This is a genomic window from Mesorhizobium sp. BR1-1-13 (assembly GCF_020165515.1).
Taxonomy (GTDB): Bacteria; Pseudomonadota; Alphaproteobacteria; order Rhizobiales; family Rhizobiaceae; genus Mesorhizobium.
The window spans coordinates 1-20,482 of sequence record NZ_JAIUIH010000022.1 but is presented as its reverse complement, the minus strand read 5'-3'; the positions used below and the strand labels follow the sequence as shown (position 1 = coordinate 20,482).

Annotated in this window: 21 protein-coding genes; 8 read left to right on the top strand and 13 right to left on the bottom strand. The window is 65.2% G+C overall.

Annotated features, from left to right (window positions below; translation table 11 throughout):
• The first annotated feature begins 11 nt into the window (after nt 1–11).
• Genes LB533_RS29420 through LB533_RS29410 form a run of 3 tightly spaced genes read left to right on the top strand, consistent with a single transcriptional unit; the run spans nt 12 to nt 3,230 of the window.
• Nucleotides 12–1,055, top strand: a complete 1,044-nt coding sequence (locus LB533_RS29420; RefSeq protein WP_224678837.1) for a class II aldolase/adducin family protein — start codon at nt 12–14, stop codon at nt 1,053–1,055.
• 1 nt (nt 1,056) lies between these two features.
• The gene (locus LB533_RS29415; protein WP_224678836.1) at nt 1,057–2,382 is read left to right on the top strand and encodes an FGGY-family carbohydrate kinase; all 1,326 of its coding nucleotides are present in this window, start codon (nt 1,057–1,059) and stop codon (nt 2,380–2,382) included.
• Nucleotides 2,379–3,230, top strand: a complete 852-nt coding sequence (locus LB533_RS29410) for a TIGR01459 family HAD-type hydrolase (protein WP_224678835.1) — start codon at nt 2,379–2,381, stop codon at nt 3,228–3,230. The genes LB533_RS29415 and LB533_RS29410 overlap by 4 nt, the downstream gene beginning before the upstream one ends.
• On the opposite strand, the gene LB533_RS29405 is transcribed toward LB533_RS29410, so the two are convergent.
• Nucleotides 3,217–4,227 (bottom strand): sugar-binding transcriptional regulator, encoded by a 1,011-nt coding sequence (locus tag LB533_RS29405; protein ID WP_140554317.1) that lies wholly within the window; start codon nt 4,225–4,227, stop codon nt 3,217–3,219. The two genes, LB533_RS29410 and LB533_RS29405, sit on opposite strands and share 14 nt — an antisense overlap.
• A gap of 156 nt (nt 4,228–4,383) precedes the next feature.
• Between LB533_RS29405 and LB533_RS29400 the strand changes: the two genes are divergently transcribed.
• On the top strand, nt 4,384–5,184 hold the full coding sequence (locus tag LB533_RS29400; protein ID WP_224678834.1) for a hypothetical protein: 801 nt from the start codon (nt 4,384–4,386) through the stop codon (nt 5,182–5,184).
• Nucleotides 5,185–5,203: 19 nt separating this feature from the next.
• On the opposite strand, the gene ptsP is transcribed toward LB533_RS29400, so the two are convergent.
• From ptsP to LB533_RS29375, 5 genes are all read right to left on the bottom strand, one after another.
• Complete coding sequence (gene ptsP / locus LB533_RS29395; RefSeq protein ID WP_224678833.1) at nt 5,204–7,174, bottom strand: phosphoenolpyruvate--protein phosphotransferase; 1,971 nt, start codon at nt 7,172–7,174, stop codon at nt 5,204–5,206.
• A 52-nt stretch (nt 7,175–7,226) separates the two neighbouring features.
• Nucleotides 7,227–7,607 carry a PTS glucitol/sorbitol transporter subunit IIA gene (locus tag LB533_RS29390; protein ID WP_140643526.1) on the bottom strand — a complete coding sequence of 127 codons (381 nt, stop codon included), beginning with the start codon at nt 7,605–7,607 and terminating at the stop codon, nt 7,227–7,229.
• A gap of 145 nt (nt 7,608–7,752) precedes the next feature.
• Nucleotides 7,753–8,757 carry a PTS glucitol/sorbitol transporter subunit IIB gene (locus LB533_RS29385; RefSeq protein ID WP_140558471.1) on the bottom strand — a complete coding sequence of 335 codons (1,005 nt, stop codon included), beginning with the start codon at nt 8,755–8,757 and terminating at the stop codon, nt 7,753–7,755.
• 16 nt (nt 8,758–8,773) lie between these two features.
• The gene (locus LB533_RS29380) at nt 8,774–9,541 is read right to left on the bottom strand and encodes a PTS glucitol/sorbitol transporter subunit IIC (RefSeq protein ID WP_140625045.1); all 768 of its coding nucleotides are present in this window, start codon (nt 9,539–9,541) and stop codon (nt 8,774–8,776) included.
• A 52-nt stretch (nt 9,542–9,593) separates the two neighbouring features.
• Nucleotides 9,594–10,031, bottom strand: a complete 438-nt coding sequence (locus tag LB533_RS29375) for a transcriptional regulator GutM (protein WP_140643528.1) — start codon at nt 10,029–10,031, stop codon at nt 9,594–9,596.
• A gap of 192 nt (nt 10,032–10,223) precedes the next feature.
• On the opposite strand from LB533_RS29375, the gene LB533_RS29370 reads away from it, so the two are divergent.
• Nucleotides 10,224–10,865 carry a hypothetical protein gene (locus tag LB533_RS29370; RefSeq protein WP_140643530.1) on the top strand — a complete coding sequence of 214 codons (642 nt, stop codon included), beginning with the start codon at nt 10,224–10,226 and terminating at the stop codon, nt 10,863–10,865.
• 86 nt (nt 10,866–10,951) lie between these two features.
• Entirely contained in the window at nt 10,952–11,626 is a 675-nt protein-coding gene (locus tag LB533_RS29365) for an HAD family hydrolase (RefSeq protein ID WP_140643532.1), read from the top strand.
• A gap of 42 nt (nt 11,627–11,668) precedes the next feature.
• Here LB533_RS29365 and LB533_RS30080 read toward each other — a convergent pair whose 3' ends face one another.
• The 6 genes from LB533_RS30080 to LB533_RS29335 form a co-directional block, all read right to left on the bottom strand.
• On the bottom strand, nt 11,669–12,241 hold the full coding sequence (locus tag LB533_RS30080) for a DUF930 domain-containing protein (RefSeq protein ID WP_318012515.1): 573 nt from the start codon (nt 12,239–12,241) through the stop codon (nt 11,669–11,671).
• Nucleotides 12,242–12,907: 666 nt separating this feature from the next.
• Nucleotides 12,908–13,663, bottom strand: a complete 756-nt coding sequence (locus LB533_RS29355; RefSeq protein ID WP_140643536.1) for a 5'/3'-nucleotidase SurE — start codon at nt 13,661–13,663, stop codon at nt 12,908–12,910.
• Nucleotides 13,660–14,826 carry an MBL fold metallo-hydrolase gene (locus LB533_RS29350; protein WP_224678843.1) on the bottom strand — a complete coding sequence of 389 codons (1,167 nt, stop codon included), beginning with the start codon at nt 14,824–14,826 and terminating at the stop codon, nt 13,660–13,662. The genes LB533_RS29355 and LB533_RS29350 overlap by 4 nt, the downstream gene beginning before the upstream one ends.
• Nucleotides 14,826–15,902 carry an ABC transporter ATP-binding protein gene (locus tag LB533_RS29345; RefSeq protein ID WP_140554298.1) on the bottom strand — a complete coding sequence of 359 codons (1,077 nt, stop codon included), beginning with the start codon at nt 15,900–15,902 and terminating at the stop codon, nt 14,826–14,828. The genes LB533_RS29350 and LB533_RS29345 overlap by 1 nt, the downstream gene beginning before the upstream one ends.
• Nucleotides 15,890–17,593: an ABC transporter permease gene (locus LB533_RS29340; RefSeq protein ID WP_140584507.1), complete on the bottom strand. Its 1,704-nt coding sequence runs from the start codon at nt 17,591–17,593 to the stop codon at nt 15,890–15,892. The genes LB533_RS29345 and LB533_RS29340 overlap by 13 nt, the downstream gene beginning before the upstream one ends.
• A gap of 78 nt (nt 17,594–17,671) precedes the next feature.
• Complete coding sequence (locus LB533_RS29335; RefSeq protein ID WP_224678830.1) at nt 17,672–18,658, bottom strand: ABC transporter substrate-binding protein; 987 nt, start codon at nt 18,656–18,658, stop codon at nt 17,672–17,674.
• Nucleotides 18,659–18,921: 263 nt separating this feature from the next.
• Between LB533_RS29335 and LB533_RS29330 the strand changes: the two genes are divergently transcribed.
• On the top strand, nt 18,922–19,899 hold the full coding sequence (locus tag LB533_RS29330) for a sugar-binding transcriptional regulator (RefSeq protein WP_224678828.1): 978 nt from the start codon (nt 18,922–18,924) through the stop codon (nt 19,897–19,899).
• An 18-nt stretch (nt 19,900–19,917) separates the two neighbouring features.
• Here the strand turns inward: LB533_RS29330 and LB533_RS29325 are convergent, their stop codons facing one another.
• Complete coding sequence (locus LB533_RS29325; RefSeq protein ID WP_224678827.1) at nt 19,918–20,286, bottom strand: hypothetical protein; 369 nt, start codon at nt 20,284–20,286, stop codon at nt 19,918–19,920.
• Between LB533_RS29325 and LB533_RS29320 the strand changes: the two genes are divergently transcribed.
• The coding region (locus tag LB533_RS29320; protein ID WP_224678825.1) for a hypothetical protein at nt 20,285–20,482 on the top strand (198 nt) is incomplete at its 3' end. The two genes, LB533_RS29325 and LB533_RS29320, sit on opposite strands and share 2 nt — an antisense overlap.

The window sequence follows — 20,482 nt, the reverse complement described above, 5'->3', positions numbered from 1 at the left end:
GGAGAGGCGTGATGGCGACCCAGGCGGATGCGCAGGAATTGGCGGCGCTGCGGGCGCTTTCGGCCGCCATCGGACAGGATCCGCGTCTGACGCAGGCCGCCGGCGGCAACACGTCACTGAAAGCCGGAGACACGCTGTGGATCAAGGCCTCCGGGACCTGGCTGAAAGACGCGCTCGCCGATGACATCATGGTGCCGGTGGCGATGGCGCCACTGCTCGAGGCGGTTGAACGACGCGATCCCGCGGCCGACCAGCCTCAGGCCTTCGCCATCGGCGCGCTCAACCCGCGCGGGCTGCGTCCCTCGATCGAGACCACGGTGCATGCCTTGATGCCGCAGCGCGTGGTCCTGCATGTCCACTGCGTCGACACCATTTCGCTTGCGGTGCAGGCCGATTGCGAGGTCCTGGCCGCGCGCCGGCTCGCAGGCATCGAATGGGCCTATGTTCCCTACCGGCGGCCGGGCCTGCCGCTGGCCCAGGGCATCTCCGAACGGCTGCGGCCGGGCGTCGATGTCCTGATCCTGGGCAATCACGGCCTTGTCGTCGCGGCCGAGACCGTTACCGGGGCCGAGGTGCTGTTGCGCCGTGTCACCGGGCTTCTGGCAAGGGCGCCCCGCGAGGCGGCCGCGCCTGACATAGCGGCACTGACCGCGCTTGCCGCAAACTCCGGCTACCGCTTGCCCGTCGATGTCGAGGCGCACGCGGTCGCCATCGATCCCGACAGCCGCCGCATGGCATCGGGTGGCAGCCTCTATCCCGACCACGTCATCTTCCTCGGCAAGGGCTCGGTGGTGGCTGCGCCCGGCGAGGACGTCGCCGCTGTCGTCAGGCGTCACGGCGCCCAGCCCGTGTCGATCCTGTTCCCCGGCCTCGGCGTCCTGATGCGCGCCAATGCCAGCGCCGGCGCCGACGCCATGCAGCGTTGCCTTGCCGACGTCACGGCGCGGGTCGACGTTACGGCGACGTTGAATTACCTTACCGAGGCGGAGAACGACGAACTCGTCAACTGGGACGCCGAGCAGTACCGCCAGAAACTGAACGCCTCCGGTGGCTGACATGTCGCCCGTCGCCGGCTCGCCTCTCTCGGATCGCCTAGTCATCGGCGTCGATATCGGCACTTCGGGCGCCCGCGCCGTAGCCATGCGCCCGGACTTTTCCATTGCCGGCCAAGCCGCCGTCCGCCTCGCCGCATTTGGTCAGGATCCGCGCAGCCCGGCGGCCTGGTGGCAAGCGGTCCGGGCAGCGCTGGCGGAGTTGATTGCGGGCATCGACCGGACCACGGTCCGCGCCATCGCCGTGGATGGCACCTCGGGCACGTTGCTGCCGGTCGACGGTGCCGGACGACCGCTCGCCGAACCGCTGATGTACAACGACAAGGTCGCCGACGACGATATACTGGCCGTGATCGCACGCGAGGCGTCGGCGGGCAGCGCCGCGCACGGCGCGACCTCAGGCCTCGCCAAGGCGCTTCACTTCCAGCATCTGCCGGGCGTGGCGGCGGTGCTGCATCAGGCGGACTGGATCGCCGGACAGTTCTCGGGCCGCTTCGACATCAGTGACGAGAACAACGCCTTGAAAACCGGCTACGATGTCGAGGCCCGCCGTTGGCCGGAGTGGATCGCGGCGACCGGAATGCGCATGGATTTGCTGCCTGACGTCGTCGAGCCGGGCGACGTCACCGGCACGCTCACCGCGGCCATGGCGGATCTATTCGGCTTGGCCCGCGACGTGATCGTCATTGCCGGCACGACCGATGGCTGCGCCTCTTTCCTGGCGACGGGTGCCGCGGGGGTCGGCGACGGGGTGACGGCGCTTGGATCCTCGCTTACCATCAAGATCCTGTCCGCCCGGCCGATTTCGGCGCCGCGATACGGCATCTACAGCCATCGGCTGGGCAATGCCTGGCTGGCCGGCGGGGCCTCGAATTCCGGCGGCAAGGTGCTGGCGCAGCATTTTCCGCTCGCGCGCATCATCGAGCTCAGTGCCATGATCGACCCGGCGACCGAGACCGGCCTCGACTATTATCCGCTCGCCACATCGGGCGAACGGTTCCCGATCGCCGATCCGGCGCTCCCCCCGCGCCTCGTCCCGCGCCCGGCGGATGATGCCGACTATCTCAAGGCAATGTTCGAAGGCATGGCCGCGATCGAGGCGCTCGGCTATCGCCGGCTTGGCGAACTCGGCGCGCCGGCGCTGACTTCGGTGCGCAGCGTCGGCGGCGGCGCGGCAAATCCGGCGTGGAGCGCGATCCGGCAGCGCAAGCTCGGCGTCGAGTTCGTGCCCGCCCTTTCCGACGAGGCAGCCGCCGGCACCGCCAGGCTGGCGCTGAAGGGGGCAGACAAGGCAGGGTTGCTATGCCTGAAAGAGGCCGGGCCGCTATGAGTATCGCAATGATCGAACGCCTCGACGGCATCAGGCCGCTGGTGGAGCGCTACCAGGTTTTCCTGCTTGACCAGTTCGGCGTGCTGCATGACGGCTCCGCCCCTTATCCAGGCGCGGTGGCAGCGTTGTCGGCACTGAAGCGCGCCGGAAAGACCGTGGTGCTGGTCTCCAACTCCGGCAGGCGCGCCAAGCCCAACGAAGACCGTTTGCTGAGGCTCGGCTTCGAGGCCGGAAGCTGGGATCATTTCGTTTCCTCCGGCGAGGTGGCGTGGCGATCCTTCCATGAAATGGCGGCGACCGGAGCGTTGCGGCCCGGCACGAACTGCCTGTTGATCAGCCGCGATAATGACCGCACAGCGATCGAGGGCCTGCCTTTTGTGTTGACCGGGGCCGGCGATACCGCCGACCTGGTACTGATCGCGGCCAGCGAGGGCGACCGCTACGACCTCGACCACTATCGCCGGCTGCTTGCGCCGGCAGCGGCACGGCAGGTGCCGTGCTTCTGCACCAATCCAGACACCATCATGCTGACGACGGTCGGTCCCCGCTTCGGCGCCGGCCGGCTGGCGGACCTTTATGAGAGCCTGGGCGGCAGCGTCACTCGCATCGGCAAGCCCGGTCCGGCGATTTTCGAGGCAGCACTGGCGTTGGCCGGTGCGCCCGACCGCCGCACTGTGGTCTGCGTCGGTGACAGCGTCGAGCATGACATCGCTGGCGGCAAGGGGGTCGACCTCGCCACCGCACTGGTTCTAAGCGGGATATTGGCGGACGCGCCAGACCTTGCCGCAGTTTTCGACGAATACGGGGCCCAGCCGGACTACGTCACGGGGTCCTTCAGCTTCCGTTGACCGCTTCGAGCATGCGCCTTGCGCTCTCCTCGTCGGTGATCAGGATCGTCGGCGCGATCAGGTTCATGGCGCCGAGTAGCGCCGCTGTCTTCTCTTCGCCGCCGGACGTGAGAATGCGGATCGGCGCCTTGCGCAGCCGATCGACCTCCACCGACATCACATGGCTGTTGACGGGATGGTCGACCAGATCGCCATTGCGGTCGAAGAAATGGAACAGAAGGTCGCCAACGGCGCCCCGCGCAACCAGGGCCTCGCGGTCCGCCTCCTTGAGAAAGCCGCCGCGAGAGAAGGTGGTCGCCGAAGCGATGCCGCCGACGCTCAGCAGAACGGCATCGAGCACGTTGGCCATCTCAAAAACTTCCTGCAGGCCGCAACGCTCGACCAGCGCGATCTTGGTCTCGACGCTATCGACGACGGCCGGCGTCGGGATCAGATAGCCGTCGCCCTGGAAGATTTGGGCGAAGCGCCAGGCGAACTCGGCCGGGTTGTAGCGGCGCACGACGCCCACACCGCCCAGCAGCGAAATCACCTTGAAGTCGGTGAGCGATTTGGCGCTGATGAAGGGCAGGCTCGAGAACAGCGTCTGACCCCAGCCGACGCCGACGCGCATGCCGGATTTCATCGTGTCGGACAGGAAAATCCCGGTCTTGGCGCTGATCGCGGGGATCGGATCGGCATTGGGCGCGGTCAGCGGCGCCACCAGCGCCTGCTTCAGGCCGAACGTGCGCTCCAGCGCGCGCTCCAGCCGCACGATCTCGGACAACTCGCTTTCGATGGTGATTTTCACCTCGTTGCGCGAACGTGCCTCCGCCAGCATGCGCACGATGGTGACGCGGCCGACGCCGAGCACGTCGGCGATCTCGTTCTGCGTCATCTGCTCGACGAAATACATCCAGGCGGCGCGGATCCTGAGGCGGTCCGTACGGCTCTCGTTGACGACCTGTTCGGGCGCCTCGGCCCCGCCGTTTTCGCTATCGCCCTGCCGTCGCCTGCCCAACTGTCTGTCTCCCCGCTCGGCGATGTAGGAGTCCCTCGCCGATTCTCCACGCTGGTTTAATATCGCCTATTGATCTACCAATCGATAGGAACAATGTAGGGTCAGCGGCCGGCTCTCGGCGGCCGAGGCCGGTAGACGTTTTCGAGGCGATTCGCGATGCTCCGACAGATCTCCAGGGATGTCCGCGTCAATTTGAAGGACCGGCTGCGCGACGTCCGCGACATCATTCGCCAGAGCCGCCACGACAGCGACAGCGATGCCAATCTCGTGCGGGAAGCAACCAGCCATTTGCCGTCGTTCCCGGGCAAAGGCATCGAAGGCCTGCTCGGCCATGCCGCCAGTGCCGTCGACGAAGCCTTGTCGATCGCGGAATCCTTTGTCCCGCATGAACGCCCGACGAAGATCGACGGAACGACCGTGAAAGGCCTTGGCATCTATTTCCCGGCCGGTAACGAGGAACGCCGGTCGAGCGCCGAGCGCGTCTTCCGGCGCGACATGTACTATCTGACCAGGACCGTGCTCGCCGCCCTGAAGATCGACAATGCCCGGATCCACGAGGCGGATTTCGCCGCCGTCCACGCCGCCATGCGAAAGCGCCACGCCGGTCTGCTGGCCGCGATACCCGCCAGACCCGCCCCCGCCGCGCTGCCGGCCGTCGCCGCTGCCTGTGCGGCGCTGCTGGTCGAGTGCCTCAACCACCGTCCTGTCCGCTTTGCCGAAGCCGAACCGGATGCGATCGGCGACCGGACGCTCGACATAGCTTGCCTGGCGCCTGTCGTCCTGGCCTGCGGCCTGGCCACCACGGCCAGCGACGGTGCGCCGGAGCCCGACATGCTGGAGATCGCGGTTCTGGCGGCCGGCATCCGTCACGACCGCATCGTCAGCGCCTGTGCCAAGGCGAGCCCGGTCGATGAATTGACACCTGTTTTCGCCACCTTGCTTGCCCATCTGCCCTAGCTGCCGGTTCCGGTCGAGACTATCGCCCGGCCGCCATGGCCGTGATGGTCTTCTTGGCGCGCTGGATCGAGGCCGGGCTCATCGAGAGCTCGGTCAGCCCCATCTCGAGAAAGGCCGGGATGAGGTCCGGGCGGCCGGCCGCCTCGCCGCACATGCCCACCATGATGCCGGCGGCCACGCCGGCCTTTGCCGTCAACGCGATCGCCGACATGACGGCCGGGTTGGCGACATCGTTGAGCTTGGCCACGGTCGGGTTGAGCCGGTCGGCGGCCATGATGTACTGGGTCAGGTCGTTGGTGCCGATCGAGAAGAACGACACTTCTTTCGCCAGCGCCGGCGCGATCAGCACGGCGGCCGGCGTTTCGATCATTACGCCGAGATCGAACGCCGCATGCGGTACGCCTTGCGCCTTCAGTTCCGCCGCGCATTCGGCAACCAGGACCCGCGTCTGCCGCACCTCCGATATGTCGGAGACCATCGGCAACATCACCTTGATGTTGCCGTGCACGGCTGCCCTGAGCAGCGCCCGTAGCTGGCGCTTGAAGATGTCGGGCCGGTCGAGGCACATGCGGATGCCGCGCCAGCCGAGGAAGGGATTTTCCTCGTCGGGAAATTCGATGCCGGCGATCGGCTTGTCGCCGCCTATGTCGAGCGTGCGCACGATGACGGGATAGGGCGCGAATGCCTTGGCCAGCGCCGCATAGGTCTCGGCCTGCATGTCCTCGGAGGGCAGATGCATATGGCGCATGAACAGAAGCTCGGTGCGGAATAGGCCTACGCCCATGGCGCCGGCTTCCTGCGCTGCCTCGATTTCCTCCAGCGAGCCGATATTGGCGGCGACCTCGATGACCCTGCCGTCCGCGAGTTTTGGCGTCACGGTCTTGAAGACGGCCAGTCCAGCGCGCTCCTTGGCCGCCGCCTCGACGCGGGCAGCGAAGTCCGCGCGGGTCGCCGCATCGGGGTCGACGATCACCTGCCCGCCATTGCCGTCCACGGCCACCTCCCGCGCGCTGCGCAGGGCATTGATCTGGTCGCCAAGGCCCAGCACTGCCGGAATGCCGTGCGAACGTGCAATGATGGCGATGTGCGAGGTGGCCCCGCCATGGCCGCACACCACCCCGCCGATGCGCTTCAGCGGCGCCCGCGCCAGGTCCCAGGCGCCTATGTCGTCGGCGATCAGGATGGCGCCTTCGGGGATATCTTCGAGGCTGGCGTCATCCTGGCCGAGCAGCGCCAGACAGATCTGTCGTCCGACCGCATGCACGTCGTCGGCGCGCGCGTTGAGGTAGTGATCGTCGACCGCGCTGAAATCGGTGGCAATGGTGGAGGCGGCGGTGATGACGGCTGAGACAGCGTCATTGCCGCTTTTGATCGCCTTCTCGGCCTCGCCGGTCAGGCTGTCGTCGGCGGCGATGTCCCGCAACGCCGCGATGATGCCGCGATCTCCGGCGGACAGGGTGTCCTGCGCCAGCGCCTTGTCCATGCGCGCCTGAACAGCGGCGACGGCGGCGCGGAACCTGTCGATCTCGCCGGCGATCTCCTCCGCCTGCAGCATGCGGCCCTGTCCAGCGATGTCAGGCGGAAAATGCGCGAAGGCAGGCCCGATGGCGACGCCTTCGCTCGCCGCGACGCCGCGCAAACCGGCCACGCCTGAAACAGCCGGTACGGGTTCGGACGCCGGCACAGTTTCCTCGCCCGTACTGGCGGCCGGTTGCGGATCGTCATCGTCGAGACCTGCCTTCGGATTCTCGATATAGCCGATCAGCGCCTCGATCGCTTCGATGGCGTCCGCGCCGGTCGCCCGCACGGTGACTTCCTGGTTTTCCTTCACCGCCAGCAGCATCAGCTTGACCGAGCTCTTGGCGCTGACCGCCTTCCCGTCCTTGACCAGCTCGATATCGGATTCGAAACCCTTGGCAAGCTTGACGAAGCGCGTGGCGGGACGGGCGTGCAAACCTTCATGCACTCTGACGATGGTCGAGCGTTCCATGGCAAATACTCTGTTATGGCGCCGCGCCGACATGGGTCGCGGCGCGAATGCTTCAGGCGGCGATGGTGATGATCGCGTCTGTCTTCAGGGCGGCCACGAGCGCTTGGGTGTCGACCTGCGAAGCGCAGATCTCGCCCGGCCGCTCGGCCTCGGTGGCGCCATTGAACGAGATGACGACATGCCCCATCTCGAGCACCTTGCTCCAGGCGCTGGAGCCGACCGCCGTGATAACAGCGGAAACAGGTCCAAGGGTGATCGACGCGCCCTTCTGGGGCGCGCCTTCGCTGGGGCCGAGTTCCGTCTTGTGGAGCACGGAAACCTCGGCAAGCTCCGGCGGCGAGCCATCCGCGAACAGGATGAGCACGCCCCCTTCGGCAAGGTCCGCCACTTCAGGCCCGATGGAAGTGACCCGTGTTCTCAGCAGAACCGTCATATGGCGAACCTCATTTCCTTACTTTTCTCGAGGGGGTCACGGACCCCGTGAACCCCTCTATCTCCGTGCTTTGGCGCAATTCCCCGGGGAAAGCGCTACGCGCCTTTTTCCCGGGAAAGCCGTTTCAGGCTTTCCCGGAATTTGCTTAGAACACGATCAGGCTAACGACCCAGGCGATCAGCACCGAGACCGGGCCCATGATCTGGCGGCTGATGAGAACCGCCGGGACGCCGATTTCGATCGTCTTCGGCTTGGCTTCACCGAGCGCCAGGCCGACCGGGACAAAGTCGCAGCCCACCTGGGTGTTGTAGGCAAACAGCGCCGGCAGCGCCATCGCCGGCGAAATCGTGCCGTTGGCGATCTGCGGACCGATGATGGCGACGCCGATGACCTGCGCGATGACCGCGCCCGGTCCCAGGATGGGGGACAGGAACGGCAGGCCGCAGATAGCCGAGATGATCAGCAGGCCGACGATGTTGTTGGCGAGCGGTCCCATCGGCTGGGCCAGCACGTCGCCGATGCCGGTGTACAGGATCAGGCCGATGAGCATGGTCACGAAGGCCATGAACGGCAGCACGTTGCGCACCACCTGGTCGATCGTGCGACGGCCGGCATTGAAGAAGATGCCGACCACGCGGCCCATGACGCGGCCGATCGAGCTGATCAGGCCGATCAGCCCGCCTTCGCTCGGCAGCGGCTGTGGTGCCGCGGCCGCGGTGTTGTTGCCTGGACTCATCGATGCTGCTCCCCCCGCAGTGGTGACCGCCTCGGATCCGTCCGCCATCGTGACATTGGCCGGCTTCACGCCCGAAACGTAGATGTCCTCGGTGATGAACTGGGCGAGCGGCCCAGCCTGGCCGACCGGCGTCAGGTTGACGGTCGGGATGCGCTTGCGCGGATAGACGCCGCAGCGTGCGGTGCCGCCGCAGTCGACGACGACGACCGCCATCTCGCTTTCGATCGGCGGCGCCTTGAAGCCGTCGACGGCCGTGGCGCCGGTCATATCGGCGATAAGCTGTGCCACGGGATGGATGCCGCCTCCGGTGACGGAGACGATCTTGTCGCGCTGTGCGGTCGGCTCGATGACGAGCGGGCCGCCCCAGCCTGTGGAGCCCCGGGAGATCCTTACGGCTTTGTATGTCTTGGCCATGATGTCCTCCCCGCCCTTACAGCTCGACGCCTTGGCGGCGTGCCATGATGGCGGTGATGCGCTCGGTCAGCATGCCCTTGAGCAGGATGACGACGAGGCCGACGATGGCGTACCAGATCGCCACCTTGACGTGATAACCTCCGGCCACGACACCCCGCTTCTCGAGGTCGAGCAACGCGACCAGCATGCCGCCCCAGACGAAGTATTCGCCGGGGTTGATATGCGGGAACAGGCCGAGCGGCGGATGCACGTAGGAGACAGCCGCGTCATAGAAGGCGGGCTTGTGCTTTTCTTCCAGGAACGATCCGAAGGTGTAAGCCATCGGATTGGTGAGGAAGAACACCGCCAGCAGAGGCAGCAGCGTATAGCGGGTCAGCGCGATCCTGCCGGCGCCGCGTGCCAGGCCGTGGACGCGCTCCTCGCCGACCAGTTCGGTGACGGCGTAGAAGGCGGTCATCAGCACCACGAGTGTCGGGATGATGCCGGTGACGAAGCCGGCGAACACTTCGCCGCCCTTCTGGAAGATGCCGATGAAGTATTTGCCGATTGCGGTCAGCCAGCCGAGTTGCTCTTCCTGCTGCACGTTTTTCAGCTGTTCCTTCAGCTGATCGGCGGTGACCGGCGCGCTGTCGGTCTGCGCCTGCGCCAAGACCACGAGATGATCGGTGGCATGCTCGACGCCGAGCCTGCCGTGCCAGGCAGCATCCGAGACCATGGTGCCTGCAACATGCAGGTTATGCACGGCCATGTCGGCATGCTGCGCCAATAACGAAAATACAGACATTTCTCCTCCTTATGCCGCCCGCCGGTTGATCCCGGCCGGTGCGCGGCGTCCTCTAGGCCCTTGCTACGTTCAAGCCGGACAAGCCCGGCTTCTTCCCCGGCTCCGACCGTGCTTTGTCGATCTGTTCGATCGCCCGTTTCACGGCCTCGGCCACACCGGGTTCCCCCTCCCCCATAATCGCAGGGTTGGACCGGAGTTGATCGAGGGGAACACCCTCGAACTGTTGATGTCGTTTGAATTTGGTGAACACCGAGCGCCCGCTCATGATCATCATGCGGCGCACGATCAGGTCAGGCGTCACCACGACGAGCGCGATGGTGCCCTTGGCCAGCCGCCCGCGAAAATTGCCGGCCCCGACGAAGCCATCCTTGTACTGGTCGGTGACGCCCCGGAAGACGTCCGAATAGTGCCGCATCTGTAGCCAGACGCCGAGCGACTGCAGCGCCCACACAATAACCAGCAGAAGCAGTCCCCACTGCCAAATCGCCATTCGGTTCTCCTCCCGAAGCCTTCATTGAACCGCATCTTGGACGGATGCGCGACAACAGCAAAGTGAGAACATTTGTTTCCGAGAATGTCAATATGTATGATATTGACCTCGGTCACGGTCATCCACAGGGCCGTCGGCCGATTTCGGCGACGGCACGGTTGTGCTAGCCTGTCGTCAAACGGGATATGTGAAATGGAACTGCCCTTCAGGGATGAACTGGCCCTTATGCCCGACCTTCGCCATCGGTTGCGGCAGTTGCGCTGGTTCCGCGCCACATTTCGCGGCAGCGCCAAGGTGGTGTCCGACACATTCGGCGTGCGTTTTGAAATCGACGAAGCCAGGCTCACAAGGGCCTTTCTCGACTGGGTCGAGATCATGGAGGCGCAGAAGCGTTTCGCCGCGGTCGACCGCGCCGACTTCATCGTCTTTGCCGCCGGCCTCGTGCTGCGCGAACTGATACGACAGGCGCCGGCCAGGGAAGTCTCCGGCCTGAGCCATCTCGTCGAGACCGAGCAGAATGCCGGCACGCTGGAAATCGTGCGCTTCTGGCCTGAGGGGTTCCTCTACACCAATTATTGCGTTTCGGTGATTTCGGCGATTTACGAGCAGGAATTCGGCTCAGCCCCAAGCATCGACAAATGCGCCGACGACCTGCGCACATGGTGGTCCTATCGCGAGAACGTGACCGAGATGCCGGCCTATGCCGTGGCTTTCCTCGACCGCTTCCTTGGCGCCGAACCGAACTGGATCACGCCGGACCGTGCGCAATCGCGGCAGGCCATGCAGCGCGCGCTTGGGTCGGCCCGGGCCAGCGATGCGCTGCGCCAGCTTTGACACCCAGATTTTGGCGCCCGAACACCACGCTATTGAACATTTGACTTTTTGCCGGTAGCAAAGTGCAAAACTCCGGGGAGAAGCGCGTGGCGCGATCAAGGCCTGTCATTTTCGATTGCGACGGCGTTCTCGTGGACAGCGAGCCGCTGGCCGCCAGGGCCTATGAGCGCGTCTATGAAAAGCACGGCATGCAGGGCGTCCACGGCGGCATCATCGCCCAGTGCATCGGCATGAAACAGTCCGACATCATCGTCAAAATCAGGGAGTTGACCGGCCATCAGTTTCCGGCGGCGGCGGATGCCGACATCTGGACCGAGACCAGGATCCTGTTTTCGCAGGAACTGAAGCCGACACCAGGAATCGCCGCGTTTCTGGAAGTGCTTGAGGGCGACCGCTGCGTTGCCTCCTCATCCTCCGTCGAGCGCATAAACCACAGCCTGGCGGTAACCGCGCTGGCGCGGTTCTTCGGCGACGCGATCTACAGCTCCTCGATGGTGAAGAACGGCAAGCCCGCGCCGGACATCTTCCTGTTCGCCGCGGCAAAGATGGGCGCCGATCCGGCGGACTGCATCGTCATCGAGGATTCGCCCTTCGGTATCCAGGGCGCGGTTGCCGCTGGCATGACGGCGATCGGCTACACCGGCGGCGGCCACACCTATCCCGAGCATGGTGCGCGGCTGAAGGCGGCCGGCGCCGACTTCGTCTGCGCCGACTGGCAAGAGATCAGCCGGCAATTGTCCGGGCTCGGTGTGCCGGCCTAAGGGCAATCCGGGAAAACCGTACACACTTTTCCTGGAATTGCTTTAGCGAGTGGGCAGTCCGAGGCGAACCCATTCGTCGGGCGGAATCACAGATCCGACACGTAAGCCGAAGGACAAAACCCTGGTCGCATCGCTGTCGACCTCGCAGCGGAAGCCCAGATGGTACCACGTGCCCGTTGCGCGGAAAGCGACATCCGGGGCGTTGAGAATATTGCCGGCCTTCAGCGGCACGCTTGGGATCAAATCGGGGAAATAAGAGGCGTCCAGCAATTGCTGCTGCAATGCGCTGGCGCAAAGCTTGGCACCACGCTGGGCGCGCGGCACGCCGCCCATCGAGGTCGTGGCCAGCGCATCGCCGGTAGCGTCTTGCGAATAGAGCTTGCGAACGCCCGGAAGCCCGGAATAGCGCCGCGACGCGGCACTGGCGACATCAGGGGAAGCTGGGCTTCCCGCGCTCCCGTTGGGGGACTTCGGAACTTTTGAAGAGCCGGGCTTCGGCGCATTTGCGGGTTTTGGCGTCGGCTTTTCAGCCGATATGGGAAGCTCGACCTCAGTGTCGCCGTCATCGGCGGCCAACGGCGGTGCCGCAGCCGTTTGCTTGTCGGCCTCGGGCAACTCTGCCGGCTTTTCGGTGGCCGCCGGCGCGCCAGACCTGGTCTCCGCAGGCACAGGCGTCGCGGGCGGCTTCGACGTCTCCTCCTTGGCAGGCGCTGGCGAATTGTCTTGAGCGCTGGCTCCGTCCAGGGATTTCCTGGGGCCGGCGTCCTTGTCGCCGAACTGAAAGACAGGTCTCAAGGTCTCGAACGGCGACGTCTTGCGCGGCTGCTTTTCCGGCGTAGCCGGTTCTTCAGCCTTCGTTTCCGGCGGCTTCTCGGCTTTGGGCTCCTTTGGCGGCGGTGCGGGAGCAGGTTTCGGTTTTGGCTGATCGGGCGGAGGCACGAGCGCGACATTTACCGGCTGGTCCTGCTGCGGCTCTTGGGCTGACCTCGGCAGGTTGTAGAACACCAGCGCTGCCAGGAGCGTATGCAGGATCAGCGATGCGGGCAGCGCCCACAACAGATCCCGACGCCGCTCTCGTGCCTCGTCCTTCATGCTGACCGATGTGGAATGAAATAGCGGCGGCTTCAAGCATTGGCTTTGGATTGACGCAATTTAACCGCTGCACAGCTTGGTGATCTGGATGATCCGCGCCGCTGCGCCGCCGTTCAGGCGTTGGCACGGCTGGTCGAGCGGCCGTGCCGTCCTGAATATTCGCGGCGACCCAGTTCTGTGACCTGATGACTAGCCTTGCCGCTGGTGCTGGATCTCGTCCAGAAACCGTCCGTCCAGCCGCGTTTCGCCAAACCAGTTCAGTCGGTTGATGCTGACGAAGCCGGCATCGATCGCCTCGTTCTCGTCGCCCGGCTCACTTGCGTGAGCGCGCCCGCGCGGGACTGTGATGACAGTGCGATCGCCGTCGCTCTCCAGGATTTCAGCCTTGCGGCCGATCTTGTCGCGGCCGATGCGCGGCTGTCGGATCCCGGCCGGCAGCGAAGCCGGCAGGTTGATGCTGAGCCAATGGCCATCTGCCGCCCACTCTTCACGCGACCGCCAGAGCGAGGCGATCAAGGCGCCGAGCCACTCGTCGTCGGCACCGCTGAAGTCCGGATTCTTCACCCGGGAAAAGCCGACCGCCGGAATGCCCCAGAATGTCGCCTCGCGTGCAATGCCCAGCGTCCCGGAATAGGCAAGGTCCTCGGCGACGTTGCGGCCGTCATTGACGCCCGCCAGAACCAGGTCGGGCTTTTGGCCATCCGCGAACAGCCAGGCCATCGCACTCACCACGCAGTCGGCCGGAGTGCCGGAACACGAATACCAGCCAGGCTTGACGCGCCGCATCGTCAACGGCCGCGCGATCGTCAGCGATGCGCCCGCTGCGGTGCGCTTGCCGTCGGGTGCCACCACCCACAAATCGTCGCTCAGGCTGCCGGCCGCCTTGACCAGCCGGGCAAGGCCCGGCGCCTCAATGCCGTCATCGTTGCAGATCAGGAGTCTCATGTCTCTTTTCCTCGGCGTACCGTGATGCTCTGGCCGGTGCGGCATTGCGGGCGCAGCGATGGAATATGGGCTTTCAGATCGTCGAGGAGTTCGCTCGCGCAGGAATGGCCGAGCGTCTCCGGGCGCCCTGCCTTCTCCCAGATATCGACATTGCCCGACAGCGTTGGGTGGGTGGGCATGCGCACCCAGTCCGCCCGGCCGGCTTTGTGCAGCAGATCGCCGGGGGAGCCGGAGGGCAGATGCCCGGTCAGCAACACCGGAAAGCCGGCCCGGTCGGCGCGCGGCAGCAGGCGGGACGAAGGCCCGGCCTCGCCCATGCCGTCATCGGCCAGCAAGGGCAGCGAGGGCAGCGGGTCGGCGTCGGTCCAGTCTGCGGCACTACCCAGCCGCAAGCGCAGCATCTCGGATACGCCAGGCAGCAGCGCTGAAGTGGCGGCGATCTGCGCTTCGAGCGAAGCACGCATGCCGGCATGGATGGCGAAGGGTCCCGGCAAGGCCGCGATCAATTCCAGCGACCGCCCCGACAGTGGCGTCGGCAGAAGGCATCCGTTCGAATGTCGCGCCACCCAGCCCGAAATGGCCTCGGCGCGCGCCGCACCCGGCACGGGATCGGCGCCATAGGAGGCGTCGAGAACGAGAAGATCGCATTCGGGGATCGCGTCCATCACGAAGACGTTGCTGTCCGGCACCACGTCGGCTGAATAGACGACGCGGCTCTTGCCATCGTCGACGGCAAACCAGACGCCGCCGACGACATGTCCCGACCTCCCCGTCCTGACCGTAAGATTGCCGCTCGTCAGCATATCGCCGGGTTCGAAAATCTCGATGCGATCTTCCGGAAAGGGAAACCGCTTGAGATCCCCGGGATCGGCATAGCCGGCCAGCGTGGCCGGAGCCTCGGCACGGGTCTCGGCCGTCATGAAAATCGGGCCGGCATAGCCGCGCGACAAAAGCCAGCTCAGAGCACCGACGTGATCCTCGTGGGCATGCGAGACGAACAATGCGTCGATGTCGGCGAACGACCCGTCAAGTGCCGGATAGTACTCCGCTCCCGTGGCCCCGACCTTTATGCCGATATCGAGCAGAATGCGATCGTTTCCGCTGCGGACGGCAACGCTGGTGCGGCCCTTTTCGCCGAAGCCGCCGGCGAGGTCCAGCATCATCACGACGCCGCCTCCGCCGGGATCAGCCAGCCGGACTTTATGCGCAGGCGTGCCTGGGCTCCGCTCTCCAGCACGACCGGGTCGGGCTGCTCGAAATGCAAGGTAAGATCAGGTCCTGCGGAAGGCGTAAATTCGATGCGCGCCGAGCCACCCTGGTAGATCACCCGCTTGACGAGGCCATCGAAGCCGGGGCCGTCCGGCGAGACGTCGAGATCGGCCGACCGGCAGCAGATCCTTGCGCCGGCGCGCGGCCGCTCGCCTGCCCGGCAGCGGACGACCAGCTCGGTTCCGAGAACCCGGACCTTACAATGACCGGCCTCCTCGGCGCTCAGCACGTCGGCCGGAAGCAGAATGCCCTGCGAAATGAAGGAGGCCACCATTTCATTCGCCGGCTCATGATAGAGCTCGCGCGGCGTCGCGAGCTGGACCAGGCGACCGTGATCCATCACCGCGATGCGATCGGCCAGCGCCATGGCCTCGGCCTGGTCGTGGGTGATGTAGACGATGGTCGTGCCGGTGCGCTTGTGGAAGGCGGCGAACTCGTCCTCCATCGAGGCCCTGAGATGCACGTCGAGATTGGCGAGTGGCTCGTCGAACAATACCAGCGAGGGCGCCGCGACCAGGCAGCGCGCCAGGGCCACGCGCTGGCGCTGGCCGCCGGAGAGGTTGGCCGGCCTGCGGTCTCCTAACCCCTGTAGATTGACCAGGGCCAACGCATCGGCAACTTTCTGGCGGGCAACCGCCTTGTCCAGCTTTGCAACCTTGAGCGAATAGCCGATGTTCTCGGCGACCGTCATGTGCGGCCACAATGCGTAGTTCTGGAAGACGATGCCGACCCGCCGCTTCTCTGGTGGAACGCTGCCGCCTGCACCCGACACGACCTCGCTCCCGATGCGGATTTCGCCCGACGTCACCTTCTCGAAGCCGGCGACAAGCCGCAGCAACGTCGTCTTGCCGCAGCCGGAAGGCCCGAGCACGGCAAGGAATTCGCCGTCGCCGACATCGATCGAAACGTCCTTGACCGCATCGAACTCGGCGAAGCTCTTGGTCACATGGTCCAGGGTCAATCGCGCCATGGCAGAACTCCGCTCGGAAGATGAGGGGCAAGCAGGTTGGTCACCAGCATCAGCACGAAGGTGACCGCGACCGTGATGACGGACATCGCCGCCGCGTAGTTGGAATCGCCGCCCTGTTCGAACGAGAACATCACCACGCCGATTGTCTCGGAACCCGACGACCACAGCAGCGCCGAGACCGTGAGCTCGCTGAGCGCCGTCATGAAGATCAGCAGGCCGCCGGCGATCGCCGCCGGCGCCACCAGCGGAAAGACGATGGTGCGCATGCGCGTGAACAGGCCGGCGCCCGCCACTTGTGCAGCCTCCTCCAGCGTGCGGTCGATCTGGTGATAGCCGCTGATCGTCGGCCGCAAGGCCAGCACCAGGAAGCGGGCGAGATAGGCGTAGAGAATGATCCAGACCGTGTTGTAAAGCTGTATGCCGGTCAGCGGGATCGGCCGCAGGAACAAGAGCAGCGAGGCGATCGCCAGCACCACGCCGGGCAAGGCATAGGGCAGCTCGACCGAAAGATTGAGCAGCCGCACCCAGCGCTGCTTGCCCCAGGCAATGAGATAGCCGATCGGCACGGCGACGAGGACCGCGAAGAACGCGGCGGCGATCGACAGCCAGAAGCTGTTGAAGAAGGCACGGCTGGCGGCAGCGTGCTCGAACAGCACGAAACGGTAATTGTCGAGCGTCGCCGTCTTGGCGCTGAGCGCGATGCCGTAGCCGGGAACCAGCGACGTCAGCACCAGCCCGAACAGCGGCAGGAACAACACCAGTACGACCAGCAGCCACATGCCGGCCTGGACGATCGGACGCCAGCGGCCAAGCTCGTAGGGCTCGGCGGGCAGCGAGGTGGAGCTGATACGGTAGTCGCGGCGCCGGCTCATGACCTCCTGGGCGATGATGCCGGCCATGGCGATGATGCCGATCAGCACCGACAAGAACGCCGTCTCGCCGAGCACGGCCGGCCCGCCGCCGGCCAGTTTTTGATAGATCAAGGTCGGCAGCACGAGATAATTGGCGGGAATGCCGAGAAAGGCGGGAATGCCGAAATTGCCGACGCAGGACACGAAGGCCAGTGCCGCTGCCGCCATGATCGACGGTGTCATGAGGGGTAGCACGATGGTGACGAGCACGGTGAACCAGCTCGCGCCGCCGGCTCGCGCCGCCTCGACCAGTTCGCGCGGCAGCTTGCGCAGGCCGGCGCGCACCAGCAGGAACACCAGCGGGCCATACTGCACGCCGAGCAGCAGGATGATGCCCGACGTGGAATAGAGCGGGTTCTTGGTGCCGAGCGGCGGTGCGGCGCCGAACAGCTTGAGGAACGGGCTGGCCGGTCCGAACAGTTGCAGCCAGGCGAGCGCCGTGACCTGCGGCGCGATCATCAGCGGCATGACGTAGCAGAGCACCAGCGCGCTTCGGCCGCGTATGTCGGTCAGCGTGATGAGCACCGCCACCAGCGTTCCCGACAGCACGGCAAGCACCGTGCCGCCTATGCCGACGACAAGCGTATGCCAGGTGGCGATCCAGGTCGCCGGACTTCTCAGTCCAGCCTCCAGGGCCATCGTCGACACGGTGCCGCCGGGCGCCACGATTTCCTTGATCAGGCGCAGCATCGGCAGCAGGGAGAGCAGCACGATGACGACGGCTACCGCCGCCGTCAGGACCATTTCCTGGCCCCGGCTTTCCCTGATCGTTGATGGCATGGTTGCTTTCCTGAAATTCGACCAGCGCGCAGTGGGGATGCCGCCGAAGCGGCATCCCGGCCGGATCGCCGAGCTTTGTCAGCCGCCGAACAGTTCCGAGAACTTCGCCTTGTCGGCGTCGGTCTTGGCGACGATTGCCTTGGTGTCGAACGACATCACCTTGACCTTGACGCCTTCCGGCAGCCATTCGGGCCGGCCGACCGAGGCCCGTGCCGGCAGGTAGCCCATGGAAAGCGCCAGCTTCTGGCCTTCGTCCGAGAGAATGAAGTCGACGAACTTCTTGGCGCCGTCGACATTCTTGGCGGTCTTCATGATCGCGACCGGTTCGGTCACGGCCGGCACGCCTTCCGAGGGGAACACGAATTCCACCGGCGAGCCCTTCTTCTTGGCGTTCATCGCCATGAAGTCGACGAGGATGCCATAGGGCTTCTCGCCTGATGCCACGGACTTCAGCACCGCGCCATTGCCGCGCACGCTGACGGTGTTGTTGGTCTTCAGCTTCTGGAAGAAATCCCAGCCATAATCGGCATCGTCGACGAAGCCCGAAAGCAGGTAGGCGGCGGCACCTGAATAGAGCGGGCTCGGCATGACGAGACCATCGGCATAGGCCGGCTTGGCGAGATCGGCCCAATGTTCCGGCTTCTCGGCGGCCGCGGTGTTGTAGACGATGCCGGTGGTGATCAGCTTGCTGCCGAAATAGGTCTTGTCGGCGTCGTACGCATCCGGCTCGATGCCGTCGAGCTTTGCCTCTGGATAAGGCAGCAGCCGGCCATCCTTCTTCAGCAACTCCATCGAGACCGCATCGGCGATCAACAGCACGTCGGCCTGCGGGCTGCCGGCAGCGAATTCGGCCGCCATCTTTGTCAGGATGTCGCTGGTACCGGAACGATAGATTGCCACGTCGATGCCGGGCTGCGCCTTCTTGAAGGCCTCCACGGTCTTGGCCGCGTCGGCTTCCGGCTGAGATGTGTAGAGCGTCAACGTTTCGGCACTTGCCATGCCGGCAAACAAAGTTGCCGCGAGCGCCAACTGGCTGCCCAGCAGTTTGATGAATAGCGTCTTCATGAGACCTCCTGTCCTGTCTGTGCACGACCGGTCCGGCCCCCGGCCGGTTCCCTGTCTCTTCCTCCCTGCACGGCGCATATGACTGGTGGATGACACAGCGCGTGGGATATACAAAATATGTTCATATGTTCGATGTCAATTACAAATGAACAAAACTGTGCAACAATCGACACGCTGGACATCCGGCGCCAGTTGACACGCGGCCGGCCTTTCTCCGAAGAGGCGATGCGGGCCAAGGCCAAGGCTCATGAGGACGAAAAGCGATGCCTGTGGAAAAACCCAGACCGGCCCGCTCCGGATTGCCGATGGTGTCGTCGGATCTCAACGTCAAGACGGCGTGGCTCTATTATGTGGAGGGCTTCACGCAGGAGCAGATCGCCGAGAAGCTCGATGTCTCCAGGGTGAAGGTCATGCGCACGCTGGCCGCGTGCACGGCCGAGGGCATTGTCGTCACCATGATCAACGCGCCCACCGCCGAACAGGTGGCGCTCGAACGTGCACTCGAGAAGCGCTGGGGCCTCGACGCCGCCGTCGTCATCCCGACGCCTTCGGCGCAAGAGCACCTGGAGAAGGCGATCGGCCACGCCGTGGCGGCCTATCTCGGCGAGCAGATGCAGGACGGCATGACGCTGGCGATCGGCGGCGGCGCGACCCTGCATGCCAGTTTGGGATTTCTCGCCCGCCGGCAGCTGAAGCACGCCTCGGTCGTGGCGCTCGTGGGCAGCCTGCCGCATTCGCAATGGATCAATCCGTCGATCGTCGCCGCCAAGGTCGCTGACGTCTTCGAGGTCGACAGCTATCAGATCACCGCGCCGGTTACGGTCGACGACCCCTCGCTGCGTGACCTGCTATGGGCGCAGCCGACGCTGCAGGACGTGCGCCGGCGCGCTGCCACCGCCGACATCGCGCTGCTCACCGTCGGCGACATGTCGCCGGACGCCACCATCTTCCGTCACGGCATCGTGCCGTCGTCGCTGCTCGCGTCGCTGAAGGCAAAGGGCGCCGTCGCCAACATGCTGTGCTATTTCGTCGATGCCTCAGGCAGGCTGGTCGACCACGAAGTCAACGGCCGCGTCATGGCCATCGATCTCGATGTCGTCGGCCAGGTACCGAATGTCGTGCTGGCCGCCGGCGGCAAGCGCAAGGTGGCCGCGATCCTGGCTGCGCTGAAGGCCGTCAGCACCAATGTGCTGATCACCGACAGCGATACGGCGACGGCGTTGCTGGCAAAGGCTGGCTGAGGCTGCTTTCAGTGCCGCTCAGATAAGGCCGCGTTCGCGCAAGAAATCCTCGACGCCGACATGGGTCATGGATTCGAATTCGGCGATCGCCTCGGCCACCCGTCTGCGCTGGGCCGCCAGCAGCGTGAACACCTGCTTCATCTCGCCGGAAACGCCGAAGCGGCCCCAGCGCTCTGCGATATGCGCCGGCAGGCCGATGTCGGCGCAGAACGCATCCAGGCTGTCATAGCCGAGATTCGCGACGAGTTGCTTGGTTTCGTCCGCCGTCATACGCGGCTCGAAGGCGTGGTCGTGCAGGCGCTGCGCCACCAGCTTGATGTCGGACGGAGACGCGCCCATCACCTTGCCGAACAGGGTCTTGACGTCGGATGGATCGAATGCGGGCATGCGGACCTCCCTTGATCACAGTCCACCTGAAACATGGGCGAAGGGTTCGCGCCTGACAAGTCGATTCTGTGGTGAGCCGGCGCATCATTCGACGCCGGTTCACATCAACGTGACCTACGCCAGCATGCCCATCGGGTTCTCGATCAGCTTCTTGAAGGCGACCAGCAGTTCGGCGCCGAGTGCACCATCGACGGCG